Here is a 16,232-nt window from a genome sequence, read left to right as displayed (position 1 = left end):
GCCTAACCCTCCTCGTTCGAATTGCCGGATGCGTCGCGCTCGTCGACGAGACGCAGGCGCGCGGTATCGCCGGTGGATTTCGCCTGGTCGCCAAGCACGCGCAGCATCTCGGCGCAGAGTGCCTCGGGCGAACGGCCCATGGCGTAGCCTTCGAGAATGACGCCGATGGCGACGGCCCAGAACCGCCGCGAGCTTTCGTCGGGCGCACGCAGGGAGCGCCAGCCATGCCGCTCCACCTGGCTGGCATAGGCACGCGCGCCCTCGGCGTGCAGGCGTTCGACGGTGCGTTCAACCAGCGGCGCCAGATCCTGGCGCCGCCGCGTCAGCGTCAGGGCCTCGGCGAAGAAAGCGACCGAATCGCTCGCCGTCACGGTCTCCGCCAGCGCGTGGGTGTAGTCCCGGGGCGTGCGCGCCTTCAGCGCCGCCTGCTCGGTCGCGCGCGCCAGATAAAGCAGATCGCGACAGGCGCATTCGACGAACAGCGCCTCCTTGGTGCGGAAATAATAGGTGATCTGGCTCGGGAATGCGTCCGCCGCGGCCGCGATGTCGGTGATCGCCGTGCCTGACAGGCCTTGCGCCCGGAACAGCGGGCTTGCCGCGTCCAGCAGCAGCGAGCGCATCTTGCGGCCCGCCGAACGCGTGGCGCGCGCCGCATGCTTGGGGTCGCCAGCCGTCTCAACCGGCTCATAGACCGACTTTTCCGCCATGGGGACCTCTCCGTTAATTTATTTGTATGACATACAAACAAATAAATCAAGCCTGAAGGGTATGAGAGCACGGGCTCTTGTCGACCTGCATCGGGACGATACCGCCGAAATCGGCCCTCCAATCTTGCAAAGCCGGCCAAAATCCGTATAAGGCGCGCATCCGCAGACCCCGGCCGGGAGCTGAACGGACGGTCTCAACAAATCACTCGTGATTTTGGTGTGGCAGGGCCAGTCGGCCCGTCGTCCCGTGTTTCCGCCTTCTGAGCTTAATCCCAGAGTCCTTTCCGAAGGTCTCTTAAGGGCTTGACGCCGGGCGATGCGCCAACATGAGGAAAGGACCACCATGGCTCTCTATGAGCATGTTTTTCTCGCGCGTCAGGACGCGAGCCCGCAGCAGGTCGAAGAGCTGACTGCGCAGATGACCGGTATCGTCGAGGGTCTCGGCGGCAAGGTCACCAAGACCGAGAATTGGGGCGTGCGCTCCCTCACCTACCGCATGAACAAGAACCGCAAGGCGCACTTCGTGCTGCTCAACATCGACGCGCCGTCCGCGGCGATCGCCGAGATCGAGCGCCAGGAGCGCATCAGCGAAGACGTGATCCGCTATCTCAGCGTCCGCGTCGAGGAGCTCGAGGAAGGCCCGTCCGCGATGATGCGCAAGGCCGACCGCGATCGCGAGCGTGACGACCGTGGCGGCGGCTTCCGCGGCGAGCGTGAAGGCGGCTTCCGTGGCGACCGCGAGGGCGGTTTCCGTGGCGGTGATCGCGACGGTGGCTTCCGCGGTGATCGCGGCCCACGCCGTCCGCGCGAAGAAGCTGAAACCACCACGACGGATGGGGAGTAAGATCAATGGCTGAAGCTGGTGCACGCCGTCCGTTTTTCCGTCGTCGCAAGAGCTGCCCGTTCACGGGCGCCAATGCTCCGAAGATCGACTACAAGGACTCCAAGCTGCTGATGCGCTACGTCTCCGAGCGCGGCAAGATCGTGCCGAGCCGCATCACCGCGGTGTCCGCGAAGAAGCAGCGTGAGCTCGCCCGCGCCATCAAGCGCGCGCGGTTCCTGGGCCTCTTGCCCTACGTCATTCGTTAAGACGAATACGGCCGGCGACGACATCGCCGCCGGCCGCTCTACCGGTTTCATAAGGCTTCCGGGTCGTCCGGTCGCCGATGGTTGGGGCGAAATGCCTCTAACCGCTCGAAGGGAGCGGGACAGCTGATGATGGCATTTGGACTGATAGCCCTGATCGCCGGCGCTGCGTCGGCCCTGATGTTCGCCTCGATCGTGTCGGGCGCGCTGATCTCGCTCGTCCTGTTCTATCTCGCACCGTTGCCGCTGATGGTCGCCGCGATCGGCTGGGGGCCGCTTTGCGCGAGCATCGGTGGCATCACTGCTGCGATCGGCCTCGGCGCCCTGTTCGGCCTGCCCTACTGCATCGCCTTTGCCGTCACTGTCGCGCTGCCGGCCTGGTGGCTCGGCCATCTCGTGCTGCTCAGCCGGCAGGTGGGGAGCGGCGCCCCTGACGCTTCCGCCACCGAGCCGCCGGCCGGGCCCGAGCTCGAATGGTTTCCCGTCGGCCGCCTCCTGCTGTGGATCGCGGGCTTTGCCACGCTGACCACGATCGCCGCCCTGCTCACGCTCGGCACCGATTCCGATACCATCACCGGCACGCTGCGGCGCGGCCTGATGCGCATCCTTCGCGCCACCGACCCGCAGACTTCGGGCGAAACCGACCAGTTCGTCGATGCGCTGGTGCGCATCGCACCGGCCGCCGCCACCATCGTCGCAATGATGACGCTCACCCTCAATCTCTGGCTCAGCGCCAAGATCACGGCGACGTCGGCCCGTCTGCGCCGTCCCTGGCCGGACCTGATGACGGCCGAACTGCCGCCGATGACGCTCGTGGCGCTCTGCGTCGCGCTCGCCTTCTGCTTCACCGGCGGACTGCTCGCGATCGTCGCGCAGATCACCACGGCGGCGCTGATGATGGGCTATGCCCTCACCGGCTTCGCGGTGCTGCATACGCTGACGCTCGCGCTGAAGAGCCGCACCTTCTGGCTCGGCTCGACCTACGCCGTCGTGGTCGTGTTCGGCTGGCCCGTGATCGCGATGGTGATCCTCGGCCTCGCCGATGCCGTGTTCGGCTTCCGCGAGCGCTTCCTGCGGACGCGCCAGCCGCCGCCTCTGCCAACCCCTTAAGTCCAACCCTGAAACCAAAACTCAAAGAGCACTTCAAAGGAGAACGAATATGGAAGTCATTTTGCTGGAACGCGTCAACAAGCTCGGTCAGATGGGCGAAGTCGTGAAGGTTCGCGACGGCTATGCCCGCAATTTCCTGCTCAAGCGTGGCAAGGCGCTGCGCGCCACCGCCGACAACCGCGCCAAGTACGACGGCATGAAGGCCGACCTCGAGGCCCGCAACCTCGCGTCCAAGGGCGAGGCGTCCAAGGTCGCCGAGAAGATCCAGGGCAAGAACATCATCGTGATCCGTCAGGCTTCGGAAGCCGGCCAGCTGTTCGGCTCGGTCACGGTGCGTGACGTCGTCACCGCCTTCGAGGCCGACGGCGTTGCGCTGGAGCGCCCCCAGGTGCAGCTCGACGCACCGATCAAGACCATCGGCAAGCACACCATCACCGTCGCCGTTCACCCGGAGGTCGAGGTCGAGGTCTCCGTCACGGTTGCGCGCAGCCAGGACGAGGCCGAGCGCATCAACCGCGGCGAGGACATCTCGACCCGCAACGAGGACCGCGACGCGGCCGCCGAGGCGATCGCCGCCGCCGGCGAGTTCTTCGATCCGGAAGCCCAGCACGACGACGAGCCCGCGCCCGCTCCGGCCGAAGAAGAGAAGTAAGCAGATCAGCCCGTCATTCCGGGGCGGTCCGCAGGACCGAACCCGGAATCTCGAGATTCCGGGTTCTCGCTTCGCGAGCCCCGGAATGACGAATTGAATCAGAAGCCCGGTCGCCTCAGGCGGCCGGGCTTTTCGTTTTGGCGGCGACGTCCTCGCTCAGCATCGCGATCGAGGCCAGCGCCGTCGCCGTATGCTTCTCGATGCCGTCGCTGACACAGAACACATCAGCGGCAACGACCGAGACCTGACGGCCTGGCTTGATCACCCTGGCCCGGCAGATCAGCTTCTCGCCGACCGCGGGCGACAACAGATTGAGCTTGTATTCCGCCGTCAGTGCCGGCTGGCCGCGCGAGGCGGCGGCCGCGATCGTCGTGGCGTTGTCGACCAGAAAGGCGGTGACGCCGCCGTGGAAGAAGCCGTGCTGCTGCAGCAGCTCCGGCCGTCTCTCCACCGCGATCGTGCAGGTACCGCGCGACAATTCCGAGAGCTCGGCACCGACCAGGTTCATGAAACCCTGCCGGCCGACATTGGCGTGAATGCGTTCGGCGATCGGTTCAAATTCGGGATCTGCTTCGTTCTGCATGCAGCCTCTCCTCATTTCCTGTTGATGCGCTCGGGCGGCACCAGCGCGCGGATCGCACAAGCGATCAGCGTGTCGGCCTCAATGCGCGGATCGGCGCGGTCGCGTCCCGAGAGGAAGGCGCGGCAGAAGATCTGCGCCGGACCGATGAGCTGGCTGACGAACATCACCGGCGTCATCGGCAACAGCTCGCCACGCGCGACCAGCGGCGCGCGCCAGCGCTCGATGCCTTCGGCAAGCCGTGCATTCTGCGCGCGCTGGGCGTCGCGAACGTCCTCGCCCCATTCGCTACGCGAGATCTCGAAGAGGTAGCGCGCCTCGCGCCGGCAGGTCGCGACCCAGTCGAGATGCGCCCTGATCAGGCGATCGATGCCCTGCTCGGCATCGGGGACAGGATCGAGCGCCGCCAGCACCGCGGCGTGATAGTGCCTCAGCGTCTCCAGGAACAGCGCACCCGCCAGTTCCTTCTTCGATCCGAAGACATGAAAAAAGCTGCCATTGGAGGCGCGCGCCCGGGCGCGGATCGCTGCCACCGTCGCAGCTTCGAAGCCGACCCTGTCGAACACGAAAAGGCCCGCCGCCAACAGGTCGTCACGTACGCTCGCAGCCATCGGCATCTCCTAGAGTATAACTCTAGAGCAATGCTCTAATCATGGTCAAGACGATGCGAAGGCCGCGGTGAGCGCGGCCTTCGCAAATCGATCGAAAATATGGGTCGGCTATCGCGAGATCGGCGGCGCCGGCGGCCCGGAAGACTCCGCCGGTGGCGGGGCCGCAGCGGTCGCGGGGGGCGCCGCGTCCTGCGGCTTGGCTGCCGGTTCGGAGCTGGCGGCAGGCGCGGCCGGCTTGGGAGCTTCTTCTACCGCCTTGGGCGTGGCGACAGCCGGCGGAGCCGGTGTCACCTGCGGCACCGGATCGGGCCGCAGCGCCGGAGTATCGCTGCCGCGTGGCTCGACCTTGGCGCTTTCGGGCTTGGAGTCAGCAGGCTTAGAGTCAGCAGGCTTGGACTCAACAGGCTTGGGCTCAGCAGACTTCTCGGACGGCTTGCTGTCGGGCTTGACCTCGGGCTCGACCTTCGCGCTCTCGGGCCTGGACTCGCTCTTCGGCTCGCTCTTCTTGTCTTCAATGGCCGGGGCGGCGGCGTCGACCTTCGGCGCTTCTTCGGTGCCGGGCTTGCCGCGACGCTTACCTTTGCGGCCTTCGGGCGCGGCCTGGCCCTCGGGCTTCACGGCTTCCTTGGCGCCTTCCTCGGTCGGCCGCGCCGCGCGCTTCTGGCGCGCGCCTTCGGCTACGGGCGCGGCGGCCTCGCCTTCCGGCTTGGCGGCGTCCTGGGAGCGCTGACGGCGGCCTTGATGTTCGGGCGCCTGACCTGGCGCGGTGTTGGCTTCCTTGTCCTTGGCGGCGTCCTTCTTGTCCTTGCCGTCCTTGGCCTGGTAGCGGGTGTCGGTGGCGCCGTTGGAGACGAGGTAGGAGGCAAGCACGCCGGCCATGTCGGAGCTGGTCGTGTAATGCTGACGCAGGAAGCCCGGTAGCGACCCCGGCGCCACGGTCTTCAACAGGCCGCGCGGGCTCTTGTGGCAGGCATTGCAGGTCTGCGCGAAAAGCTGGGATGGGGCCTTGCCGGCCTCGAGGTTCGTCGCCTGCGCAAGAACGGTATCGGTCGCGCCGAAGCCAATCAGAAGCAATACCGTCGCGAGGCTGAGCGCTCGGCTCGACATTCCCATCATCTCCATTGAATTTCCGCGAATGCAGCCGGCATCCGGCGCGGCGGCGGTCCACCTTTTAGCGGATTGAGCCATGAATGGAAGCAGGGTCCGCGCGCAAGGATGTGATTAAGCGCATTTGGAATATCGGCTGTGATCACAGCGCAATAGCGAGACCGAAACCGCCCTCCTACATTTACATGCAAACGCATAGGAACCGCTGCGGCATCCGGGCGTCAGATATGAACGGCCGGGTTAGTCGGATCTTTCGGGTTCGCCCGGGAGGAAGGTGTCGATGGACCGCTTGTTGCGTCGATTTCTGTCTCAATTCATCCGCCGCGGGTCGTTGACGGTAACCGGCGCACGCGGGTCCAAGTTCACCGTCGGCGACGGCTCCGGCGCGCCGGTCGCGGTGCGCTTCGTCACCGCGGAGGCCGAGCGGAAGATCCTCGTCAATCCCGAGCTCGGGCTTGGCGAGGCCTATATGGACGGCGAGTTCGTCGTCGAACGCGGCAGCATAGCTGATGCCCTCGCGATCCTGCTCGATCAACCCGACCTATTGCCGCAGTGGGCAAAACCCTGGTGGCACCTGCGCTATTTGACGCGCCATCTGAAGCAGTTCAATCCGCGCTCCCGCTCCCGCACCAACGTCGCGCACCACTACGATCTCGACGCCCGGCTCTATTCACTCTTCCTGGATGCCGACAAGCAATATAGCTGCGCCTATTTCGAGACGCAGGACGCCGCGCTCGACGACGCGCAGCTCGCCAAGAAACGGCATATCGCCGCAAAGCTGCTCGTCAGGCGCGGCCTGCGCGTGCTCGATATCGGCTCCGGCTGGGGCGGGCTCGGGCTCTATCTCGCCGAGATCGCAGGCGCCGACGTCACCGGCATCACGCTGTCGACGGAGCAGCTGCAGGTCGCCAATGCACGCGCGGCAGAAAGGGGCCTGACCGGCTCCGCCAAATTCCTGCTCCAGGACTATCGCGACATAGCCGGGCCGTTCGACCGCATCGTTTCGGTCGGCATGTTCGAGCATGTCGGGGAGAGGTTCTACGACACCTACTTCCAGCGCTGCGCGGAATTGCTGAGCGAGGACGGCGTCATGCTGCTGCATTCGATCGGCCGCTCGCAGGGCCCGGACTCGACCAATCCCTGGATCGCAAAATACATCTTCCCCGGCGGCTACATCCCCGCTCTGTCGGAGGTGCTGCCGGCGATCGAGCGCGCGGGGCTGCTGCTCTGCGACGTCGAGATCCTGCGCCTGCATTATGCCGAGACGCTGAAGGCCTGGCGGGAACGCTTCATGGCGCGGCGCGAAGAAGCCGTACAGCTCTACGACGAACGCTTCGCCTTGATGTGGGAATTCTATCTGGCGGCGTGCGAGATGACGTTCCGCAAGCAGGCCATGATGAACTTCCAGATCCAGCTGACCCGGCGTCAGGGCGTGGTGCCGCTGACGCGCGCCTACATCGCACGCGAAGAGGGCCGCTTACGCGCCCGTGAAGGCGGTGCCAGGCCCAGGCTGAAGCTGGCTGGTGAATAAGTCCTAATGACGCAGGGTCGAAATCGGAGCGGACCGGAAAGTAGCCGTTAACGCCAATTGCGCCCGTAGCGCCACGAGGATTTCGGGGGCCACCGGCTGGCGCCGCACTTCGGGCTGCCCGGCGTGCTCCATGGCCGCGATCAGCCCCGACAGCCAAAGCCGGCTGCCTGCCTCGCTTCGCCAGATCTGGTGCTGCCGTTCTGGCCGCATCGCTTGCCTCGTCTTCTTGATTGCGGGACGGAGACAACCCCCTGCCCGCTTCCCTGTTCCGGCTCTCCCCCCGAAAGAATCCGGGGAGATGTGATCTGCTTCACATAAGTCTGGTCGGCCCTGGCCTAGACCGTCGCCATGAGCAAAGAGACCCAAACCTCATTCGACGTGCAGGACGACCTCCGCACCGATTACGCCCTGATCGTCACCGGCGTCGGGGCGGCCCTGGTTGCGCTGGTCTACCTCCTGCTGGTCTGAAGGCGAGCCGAAAGCGGCCAGCGCGCGCCGTTTCGCATGCTTCTCGATACGTCTGCGCGCCAATCCATTAGGTTCATTTCATCCGGATTTTCCCGTGGCGCGGTCGTGGCTGCTTCCCCGCGGAGGGGGTTCCGCGAAAATCCGTCAAGCGCGGCGCGTGCCGCCCCGGCCAATCATCCACCATTTTAATGATCGGTTGATAGCGGGCAGCTTTTGCTTCCGCTTTGGGCCGAGGCGGCGCTTTATCCCGGCCCCGCATCCGCCCCAGAAAATTGCTATCGCTCGATCATGGCCCTGACTGATTCGAACGTTCTCAAACTCGCGCCCGACGCTGGAACTCCGACCTATCGGAGCGCGCCGCATAATATCGAGGCGGAACAGAGCCTTCTGGGCGCGATCCTGGTCAACAACGACGCCTTCTACCGCGTCTCGGACTTCCTCGAGGCGAAGCACTATTTCGAGCCGCTGCACCAGACCATTTTCGAGACCGCCGGCAGCCTGATCCGGATGGGCAAGATCGCGACGCCCGTCACGCTGAAGACGTTCCTGCCCGCCGACACCGATGTCGGCGGCATGACCATCGGGCAATATCTGGCGCGGCTCGCGGCCGAAGCGACCACCATCATCAACGCCCAGGACTATGGCCGCACCATCTATGACCTGGCGCTGCGCCGCGACCTGATCGGCATCGGCGAGGACATGGTCAATGTCGCCTATGACGCGCCGGTGGATTTTGCGCCGCGGGCGCAGATCGAGGACGCCGAGCGCCGCCTCTACGAACTCGCCGAATCCGGCCGCTATGACGGCGGCTTCCAGAAATTCTCGCAGGCGTTGGCGGTCGCGGTCGATCTCGCGGCCAAGGCGTTCCAGCGCGACGGAAAGCTGTCGGGCATCTCGACGGGCATGCGCGACCTCGACACCAAGATGGGCGGCCTGCAGCACTCCGATCTCATCATCGTGGCCGGACGCCCGGGCATGGGCAAGACGTCGCTGGCGACCAACATCGCCTACAACGTCGCCAAAGCCTATGTTCCCGAGGTCCAGGCCGATGGCACCACGAAGGCCGCCAATGGCGGCGTGATCGGCTTCTTCTCCTGCGAAATGTCGGCCGACCAGCTCGCCACGCGTATCGTGGCCGAGCGCACCGGCATTTCCTCCTCCCACATCCGCCGCGGCGGCATCACGGAAGCCGATTTCGACAAGATCCGGGAAGTCTCGATCGAGCTGCAGTCGCTGCCTTTTTATGTCGACGCGACCGGCGGCCTGTCGATCGCCCAGCTGATGGCACGTGCGCGCCGGCTGAAGCGACAGAAGGGCCTCGATCTCCTCGTGATCGACTACATCCAGCTGCTGTCGGGCTCGGGCAAGCGCGCCAGCGACAGCCGCGTGCAGGAAATCACGGAGATCACGACCAGCCTGAAGGCGCTCGCCAAGGAGCTCAACGTTCCGGTCATCGCGCTGTCCCAGCTCTCGCGCCAGGTCGAATCCCGCGAAGACAAGCGACCGCAGCTCTCCGACTTGCGTGAATCCGGATCAATCGAGCAAGACGCCGACGTCGTGCTGTTCGTTTACCGCGAGGAATATTACCTCGCCATGAAGGAGCCGCGCCCGGGCACGCCCGAGCACGAGAAATGGCGCCTGGACATGGACCTTGCGTACGGCAAGGCCGAAGTCATCATCGGCAAGCAGCGCCACGGCCCGACGGGCACGGTTGATTTGGCGTTCGAAGCCTCGGTCACGCGGTTCGGCGACCTGGCGCCTGACAGTCAGCTGCCGGCACGCAGCAGCAACGACTACTGAGTTCCTTACTCAGTTCCTTGGGTTGAACCGCGCGGGTCTCTTGCGTAAAACGGCGCCATGACAATGGCGTCCGATCCGAAAATGACCTCGCAATCCGGCCTTCTCTCCGCGGAGGCCAATCAGGCTGCCGCGCTCGCTGCCTATGGCGGCGTGCTCACCGTCGATCTCGACGCCATCATCGCCAACTGGCGCAAGCTCGAGAAGACGGCCGTACCCGCCGAATGCTCGGCGGTGATCAAGGCGGACGCCTATGGCTGCGGCGCCGAGCAGGTCGCGCGCGCCCTGAACAAGGCGGGCTGCAAGACCTTCTTCGTCGCCACCATCGAGGAAGCGCGCAAGGTGCGCGCGGCCGTCCCGGAGCCCACGATCTACGTGCTCGGCGGCTATTTCCAGAACACCGGCGAGCACTACGCCAAGATCAACTGCCGGCCCGTGATCGGCGATCTCAACGAGCTCGCCGAATGGGACGTGTTCTGCCGCCGCACCGGCTGGAACGGCGGCGCCGCCGTTCACATCGACACCGGCATGAACCGGCTCGGCCTGACGCTATCGGAAGCGCAGGCCATCATCCCCCGCATCAATGCCGGCGATCACGGCATCACGCTGGTGATGAGCCATCTGGTTTCGGCCGAGCAGCTCAACAGCCCCGTCAATGCCAAGCAGCTCGCTTCCTTCCGCGCCATCGCCAGCGAATTCTCCGGCGTGCCGGCGGCGCTCGCCAATTCCTCAGGCATCTTCCTCGGCGCCCCCTTCCAGTTCGACCTGGTGCGGCCGGGCGCAGCCCTCTACGGCGTCAACCCGACGCCGGAGGCCGACAATCCGATGCAGCAGGTCGTCGATCTCAAGGCGCGCATCGTCCAGATCCGCAACGTCGAGCGCGGCGAGAGCGTCGGCTATGGCGGCACCTGGACCGCGCGGCGGCCGACCAAGCTCGCGATCATCGCGGTCGGCTATGCCGACGGCTATTTCCGCGCCGCCAGCTCCAACGACGGCACCCGCGGCGCCGAGGTGATCGTGGCCGGCAAGCGCTGCCCGGTCGCGGGCCGCGTCTCGATGGACCTGATCGCCATCGACATCACCGACCTGCCGCCGAACGCGGTGCGGCGCGGACACATGGTGACGCTGCTCGGCGAAGGCATCACCGTCGACGAGCTCGCGCATCATTTCGGCACCATCGGCTATGAGGTGCTGACCAGCCTCGGCCACCGCTACGCCCGCGTCTACAAGGGCGGCAACGTGGTCGAACCGCTGGCGAAGCCGGAGCCCGCGCAGGCGGCCGAGCAGCCGCCCTCACCGCCGCCGATCGAGCAGCCGGCAGCCCCGCCGCCGCTGCCGAGCTAAGCAGACACACTCGTGCCCCGGACGCGACGCAGCGCTAGTTCAGCGATGCGCCGCAGAGCCGGGGCCCATCTCTCCGCATCGTACCATGTCGCTTTCTGGGTCCCGGCTGTGCGGAGCGGCGTTACACGCCGCACCGCGTCCGGGACACGAGAGTGGGCGCTTATTTCTTTTTCCTGCTGTCCAGCGCCGTCTTGCAGGTCGCACTGAGCTGGTCGCGCTTGGCGTTGAGGCAGGCGACGATGCCGCCGCCGGGCGCGATGCCGGCACAGAATTTGTCATAGTCCGCCTTGCATGCGCCGCGCGTATCGGCTGACTGTGCCGAAGTAGCTCCGGAGAACGCGGCAACGAATGCGAGTGCGGCAAAGCTCAACTTGGACATTGTATCTCCGGAAGACGGAAGGCAGGAGCCGGTAGCTCTACATGAAGATCGCGACATTCAACATCAACAACATCAACCGCCGCCTGCCCAATCTGTTGGCATGGCTGCGCGCGGCAAAGCCCGATGTCGTCGCGCTTCAGGAGTTGAAGGCAAGTGATGGCGAATTTCCGGCGGCCGCACTCGAAAAGGCCGGCTACGGCGCAGTCTGGTGTGGACAGAAGACCTGGAACGGCGTTGCCATCCTCGCGCGCAATGCCGCGCCCATTCTCACCCGCGATCGCTTGCCGGGAAAGCCCGGCGATCTCGAAGCCCGCTATATCGAAGCGGCCGTGCGCGGGATCATCGTCACCAGCATCTACCTGCCGAACGGCAATCCGCAGCCCGGACCCAAGTTCGATTACAAGCTCGACTGGTTCGCGCGCCTCAGGCGTCACGCCAACACCTTCATCCAGCAGGACCTGCCGGTCGTGCTCGCGGGCGACTACAACGTCGCGCCTACAGAGATCGACATCTATCCGACGCGCTCATGGGACAAGGATGCGCTGATCCAGCCGAAGAGCCGCGCGGCGTTTGCCTCGCTCGTTGCGCAAGGCTGGTGCGATGCGATCCGCGAACTGCATCCAGAGAAACGCATCTACACGTTCTGGGACTACAAGCGAAACCGCTGGCCGCGCGATGCGGGCCTGCGGCTCGATCATCTGCTGCTCAGCCCCGCCCTCGCCCCGCGCCTCGTGAAAGCCGGCGTCGACAAGAAGATTCGCGGCGAGGATGGCGCGAGCGATCATGCGCCGGCGTGGGTGGTGCTGAAGCAGCCGTGATCTCGCAGGGTGGGCAAAGCGAAGCGTGCCCACCAAATTCGATTATGCGGACAGATGGTGGGCACGGCGCAAGTGCGCCTTTGCCCACCCTACTAGATCACCCGAGATCACCGCCCGTAATACTCCTGCACCGTGTCCCACGCCGCCTTTTGCAAGAGCTGCGTCGTCTCCGCATCGAGAGCCATGTTGTAGGAATTGCCAACCGGCGTGCGGCCGCTCAGCGCGGCGAACGTCACGCACGCCGCCAGATACGTGCCTGCCGGACTCGGATGCCGCTTGTCCGGGGCATAGAGATTGAGCTCGGGCACGAGCTTGCGCGCCCGTGCGAAGGCAAGGCCTGCCGGAATGACCAGCGCGTCATTGGCATTGCCGGCGATCGTGTAAGCTTCGGCCAACGCTTCCGTCATCTCAGGCTTGTCCGCATAGGCCCAGGACATAAAAAACACCGGCCGCATGCCGTGGGCGCGGACGATCTCGCTGTCCTTCTTCGCGAAGGTCGTGAACGCATCCTTCAATTGCGGATGGATCGGGCACTGGCTGCAATCCATCATCACGACGGCGTCGTACTGCTTGCCCGGCTTGTTGAAGATCACGACGTTCTGCTCGTCGAAGGAATAGGCGCCGATGCCCGCCGGCCGCAGCAGATTGTCCATGTCGTGCCAGTCGAGGCCGGAGCCGCCGATCGTGACCATGGTGTTGCGATACGCCGCCTTGCTCGCGGCATCGGCCGCCCGCTCCATGAAGGTGAGATGCCCGGGCATGCCGTTGTTGTAGTAGAAGAAGCTGTTGCCGACGAACAGCGCCGCCTTGGGGAAGTCAGGTCCGAGCGAAGTGACCTTCGGCTTGGTCTGCGCCTGTGCATTGAGGCTGGCCGCAACGGCCAGACACATTGCGAGCATCACTCGCGCAAAAAGACGCGTCATGGGCTTCCTCCCTTTTTCCAGGGCCGGAAACAAACCAGCTTTTCAAAACGGCCTCAAGAGGACGGGCGCGCAGCGGTGAGGTGCGCGCCTTTCATGCTCACCACAAATTCTTGCCGTCGATCATGTTCACCGGCACCGCCTCCAGATCGAAATCGTCGAACAGGCGCGCATTCACGCCAACCCTGGGATTGTCGAAATCGGGCTTGCCGCTCGACCAGTCCGGTGACTCCGAATAGGTGCCGCAGCCGCAAGCGGCGCAGAAATGATGCCTGACCGTGCGGCTGCCCCAGAGATAGGTCGCGACGTTGTCCGGCGGTGACAGCAGGCGAAACTGCGCCGGCGTGTAATTGGCCCACAACGCGCCGCGCTTGGCGCACAGCGAACAGGTGCAGCGGGTCACGCTAGACGGCGCCTCCGTCACCTCGAACACCGTCTCACCGCAATGACAGCTTGCCTCGATCGGCATGATCCACTCTCCGTTTTGTCAGGAGATGGTCGTAGCCGGGCGCTGCTGCCAACATGCTGTCAGCAGCGAGCCTCGGGTCGCGGCCTTCGGGCCCCCTCCAACAAAAAATATGAAAAACAACCCCATGCACAGTAGCCGGCCCTAGTCGGATCAATGCCTTAGCCTCAACCGTTTCCCCCGCCCGTTTAACTTCGGCCGCTTGACCTGAGCGCTCTGGTCAGCATACTGGTCTGACCAAGATCAGACCAGGCGAGACAGGGATGGAGCTCAAGCGGACCGCCGAAGGCGAAAAAGGGTTCGAGAAGGTATTCGCCTTCTTGCGCGAACGCCTGCTTGCCGGCTCGCTCAAGCCCGGTGACCGCCTGATCTCCGAGCGCGAGCTGGCAACCCTGCTCGGCGTCAGCCGGCCGATCGTCCGCGAGGCGCTGCGCGCCCTCACCGTGCTCGGCATCGTCGAGATCCGCGACCGCATCGGCACCGTCGTGACCCGGCCGGACGTCTCCGTGCTGAACGACTTCTTCACCTTCGCGCTGGCCCAGCAGGCGGACATGCTCGACGACGTCATGCAGGCGCGCGTCGCGATCGAGTGTCAGGCGATCCGGCTCGCCTGCGAGCGCGCCAACATTGCCGACTTCGAACGCCTGCAGCGCGCGCTGGCCAAGATCGGCGAGACGATCGACGAAGCGGATGCCGGCGGCATGGCCGATTTCGACTTTCATCGCGCCATCGTCGTGGCATCGCATTCGGAGACGCTGACCGTGCTGCACAGCTCGATGGCGGGCCTCCTGACGCATTCGCACCGCAGCCGCCGCGAGCTGGTGCAGGCCTTCCCGTCGATGAAGACCTATCTGATCGACGACCACCGCCGCATCTTCGACGCCGTCATCGCGCGCGATCCGGAGCGGGCGGACGCGACGCTGCGCAAGCATTTTGCCATCGGCGACGAATATCGCAGGCGCGCCATCGTCGGCGACATCGACAAGACCAGCGCCTCAGGCTGACCGGGGCACACCGGTCCACCAGGAAGCCAAAGAACCAAGAAACGGATCGATAACATGGGACGGAACGACAAGGGCAATGTCGGCTTCATCGGCATCGGCACGATGGGCCGCGAGATGGTGCGCAACCTGCTGATGGCCGGCCACGCGGTTCGCGTCTTCGATCTCAACGAGGCCGCATTGGCCGATAGCGTCAAGGAAGGCGCGACGCGTGCCAACAGCCCGGCCAATGCCGCGCAGGCCGCTGACATCGTCATCACGATGCTGCCGGATACGCCCCATGTCGAGGCGACCATTTACGGCGAGCACGGCCTCCTGAAGTCGCCGCCATCAGGCAAGCTCATCGTCGACATGAGCACGATCTCGCCGGTCGCGGTCCGCCGCATCCATACCGACCTGCAAAAGATCGGCGTCAGCTTCATCGATGCGCCGGTCTCGGGTGGACCCGTGGGCGCGAAGAATGCCGCGCTCTCCATCATGGCGGGCGGCGATGCGCCTGCCTTTGCGCAGGCCGAGCCGTTCTTCCGCGCGATGGGCACGACCATCACGCATGTCGGCGCAGCCGGTGCCGGCCAGACCGTCAAGCTCTGCAATCAGCTGATCTGCGGCATCAACATCCAGGCGATCTGCGAAGCGCTCGCGCTTGGCCGCGCTTCGGGCCTCGATCTCAATCTGCTGCGCCGGGTGCTGCTGGGCGGCTCCGCCGCCTCCTGGATGCTCGACAAGCTCGGCCCCCAGATGATCGCGGGCGACGTCGCCGCCGGCTTCCGGATCGATCTCCAGCTCAAGGACCTTCGCCTCGTGCAGGAGCACGCGCAGGCACTGAGCGTGCCGCTGCCCGGCACCGCGCTGGTCACCAGCCAATATGTCGACGCGCGTGCCCATGGCGAAGGCAGCAACGGCAACCAGGCACTGTTCCGCGTCTATGACCGCATGACCAACCAGACCACCGGCTGAACGGGCGACGATGAGCCTTCAACTCGACTTTCCCGCAGTGCTGGAGCGTTGGCCGAGTTTTCTCGCCGGCGCCGTCCTCACGCTGGAGCTTGCGGCCTTCGCGACGGTGCTCGGCGCCCTGCTCGGCACGCTCGCGGCCGTCGGGCGCGGCTCGCACAACGCGCTGATATCAGGCGCGTGCAAGGCCTATGTCGAGACCATCCGCAACACGCCGCTGCTGGTACAGATCTTCCTGGTCTATTTCGGCCTCGCCAGCCTGGGCTTGAAATTCTCCGCCTTCACGGTCGCCGTGGCCGCGCTGACCATCAATGTCGGGGCCTACACCGCCGAGATCATGCGCGCCGGCTTCGAGGCGATCCCGCGCGGGCAGATCGAGGCCGCCGAGGGGCTGGCGCTGTCGCGTCTCCAGATCTACTGGCACATCATCCTGCTGCCGGCGGTCGAGAAGGTCTATCCGGCGCTCACCAGCCAGTTCGTGCTGCTGATGCTGGCCTCATCGGTCTGCTCGCAGATCTCGGCCGAGGAGCTGACCGCGGTCGCCAACTACATCCAGTCGGACACCTATCGCGCATTCGAAACCTACATCATCGTCGCCGTGCTCTATGTCATCCTGTCGCTGGCGATGCGCGCCGGCTTCTGGGGCCTCGGGCTCGTGCTATTCCCGCGCCGTCGCCGGCTCGGCACGCCGTTGTGAGATG

Annotated in this window: 18 protein-coding genes; 11 read left to right on the top strand and 7 right to left on the bottom strand. The window is 65.3% G+C overall.

What is annotated here, in order from left to right; all coding sequences use genetic code 11:
- Positions 1-2 precede the first annotated feature (2 nt).
- On the bottom strand, positions 3-707 hold the full coding sequence (locus tag RAD15_RS03010) for a TetR/AcrR family transcriptional regulator C-terminal domain-containing protein (protein ID WP_458174197.1): 705 nt from the start codon (positions 705-707) through the stop codon (positions 3-5).
- Between the two features lie 343 nt (positions 708-1,050).
- Here RAD15_RS03010 and rpsF point away from each other — a divergent pair, with 343 nt between their 5' ends.
- The 4 genes from rpsF (at position 1,051) to rplI (ending at position 3,555) form a co-directional block, all read left to right on the top strand.
- On the top strand, positions 1,051-1,551 hold the full coding sequence (gene rpsF / locus RAD15_RS03005) for a 30S ribosomal protein S6 (protein ID WP_183239588.1): 501 nt from the start codon (positions 1,051-1,053) through the stop codon (positions 1,549-1,551).
- Positions 1,552-1,556: 5 nt separating this feature from the next.
- Positions 1,557-1,796, top strand: coding sequence for a 30S ribosomal protein S18 (gene rpsR / locus RAD15_RS03000; RefSeq protein ID WP_007592020.1), 240 nt, complete (start codon positions 1,557-1,559; stop codon positions 1,794-1,796).
- Between the two features lie 126 nt (positions 1,797-1,922).
- Positions 1,923-2,903: a hypothetical protein gene (locus tag RAD15_RS02995; protein WP_458174195.1), complete on the top strand. Its 981-nt coding sequence runs from the start codon at positions 1,923-1,925 to the stop codon at positions 2,901-2,903.
- Positions 2,904-2,952: 49 nt separating this feature from the next.
- Positions 2,953-3,555, top strand: coding sequence for a 50S ribosomal protein L9 (rplI, locus tag RAD15_RS02990; protein WP_458174193.1), 603 nt, complete (start codon positions 2,953-2,955; stop codon positions 3,553-3,555).
- 115 nt (positions 3,556-3,670) lie between these two features.
- On the opposite strand, the gene RAD15_RS02985 is transcribed toward rplI, so the two are convergent.
- From RAD15_RS02985 to RAD15_RS02975, 3 genes are all read right to left on the bottom strand, one after another.
- Positions 3,671-4,138: a PaaI family thioesterase gene (locus RAD15_RS02985; RefSeq protein WP_458174191.1), complete on the bottom strand. Its 468-nt coding sequence runs from the start codon at positions 4,136-4,138 to the stop codon at positions 3,671-3,673.
- A gap of 11 nt (positions 4,139-4,149) precedes the next feature.
- Positions 4,150-4,746 carry a TetR/AcrR family transcriptional regulator gene (locus tag RAD15_RS02980; protein ID WP_458174189.1) on the bottom strand — a complete coding sequence of 199 codons (597 nt, stop codon included), beginning with the start codon at positions 4,744-4,746 and terminating at the stop codon, positions 4,150-4,152.
- Positions 4,747-4,854: 108 nt separating this feature from the next.
- On the bottom strand, positions 4,855-5,853 hold the full coding sequence (locus RAD15_RS02975) for a hypothetical protein (protein WP_458174187.1): 999 nt from the start codon (positions 5,851-5,853) through the stop codon (positions 4,855-4,857).
- A 280-nt stretch (positions 5,854-6,133) separates the two neighbouring features.
- Between RAD15_RS02975 and RAD15_RS02970 the strand changes: the two genes are divergently transcribed.
- The 3 genes from RAD15_RS02970 to alr all read left to right on the top strand — a co-directional run bounded on the left by RAD15_RS02970 (position 6,134) and on the right by alr (position 10,993).
- On the top strand, positions 6,134-7,384 hold the full coding sequence (locus tag RAD15_RS02970; protein ID WP_458174185.1) for a class I SAM-dependent methyltransferase: 1,251 nt from the start codon (positions 6,134-6,136) through the stop codon (positions 7,382-7,384).
- Positions 7,385-8,140: 756 nt separating this feature from the next.
- Positions 8,141-9,652, top strand: coding sequence for a replicative DNA helicase (locus RAD15_RS02965; RefSeq protein WP_458174183.1), 1,512 nt, complete (start codon positions 8,141-8,143; stop codon positions 9,650-9,652).
- A gap of 57 nt (positions 9,653-9,709) precedes the next feature.
- Positions 9,710-10,993 (top strand): alanine racemase, encoded by a 1,284-nt coding sequence (gene alr, locus RAD15_RS02960; RefSeq protein ID WP_458174181.1) that lies wholly within the window; start codon positions 9,710-9,712, stop codon positions 10,991-10,993.
- A 160-nt stretch (positions 10,994-11,153) separates the two neighbouring features.
- Here the strand turns inward: alr and RAD15_RS02955 are convergent, their stop codons facing one another.
- Positions 11,154-11,372: a hypothetical protein gene (locus RAD15_RS02955; RefSeq protein ID WP_458174179.1), complete on the bottom strand. Its 219-nt coding sequence runs from the start codon at positions 11,370-11,372 to the stop codon at positions 11,154-11,156.
- A gap of 41 nt (positions 11,373-11,413) precedes the next feature.
- Between RAD15_RS02955 and RAD15_RS02950 the strand changes: the two genes are divergently transcribed.
- Entirely contained in the window at positions 11,414-12,190 is a 777-nt protein-coding gene (locus RAD15_RS02950; protein WP_458174177.1) for an exodeoxyribonuclease III, read from the top strand.
- A gap of 107 nt (positions 12,191-12,297) precedes the next feature.
- Here the strand turns inward: RAD15_RS02950 and RAD15_RS02945 are convergent, their stop codons facing one another.
- Complete coding sequence (locus tag RAD15_RS02945; RefSeq protein WP_458174175.1) at positions 12,298-13,113, bottom strand: DUF4886 domain-containing protein; 816 nt, start codon at positions 13,111-13,113, stop codon at positions 12,298-12,300.
- Positions 13,114-13,210: 97 nt separating this feature from the next.
- Positions 13,211-13,579 (bottom strand): GFA family protein, encoded by a 369-nt coding sequence (locus tag RAD15_RS02940; protein WP_458174173.1) that lies wholly within the window; start codon positions 13,577-13,579, stop codon positions 13,211-13,213.
- A 260-nt stretch (positions 13,580-13,839) separates the two neighbouring features.
- On the opposite strand from RAD15_RS02940, the gene RAD15_RS02935 reads away from it, so the two are divergent.
- The 3 genes from RAD15_RS02935 to RAD15_RS02925 are packed head-to-tail and all read left to right on the top strand — an operon-like array spanning position 13,840 to position 16,228.
- Positions 13,840-14,580 (top strand): FadR/GntR family transcriptional regulator, encoded by a 741-nt coding sequence (locus tag RAD15_RS02935; RefSeq protein WP_458174171.1) that lies wholly within the window; start codon positions 13,840-13,842, stop codon positions 14,578-14,580.
- A 54-nt stretch (positions 14,581-14,634) separates the two neighbouring features.
- Complete coding sequence (locus RAD15_RS02930) at positions 14,635-15,534, top strand: NAD(P)-dependent oxidoreductase (RefSeq protein WP_458174169.1); 900 nt, start codon at positions 14,635-14,637, stop codon at positions 15,532-15,534.
- Positions 15,535-15,544: 10 nt separating this feature from the next.
- Positions 15,545-16,228 (top strand): amino acid ABC transporter permease, encoded by a 684-nt coding sequence (locus tag RAD15_RS02925; protein ID WP_458174167.1) that lies wholly within the window; start codon positions 15,545-15,547, stop codon positions 16,226-16,228.
- The last annotated feature ends 4 nt before the right edge of the window (positions 16,229-16,232 follow it).

This window comes from Bradyrhizobium sp. 14AA (assembly GCF_054185205.1).
The sequence above is the reverse complement of the archived record's forward strand: the minus strand, read 5'-3'. Positions and strand labels throughout refer to the sequence as shown.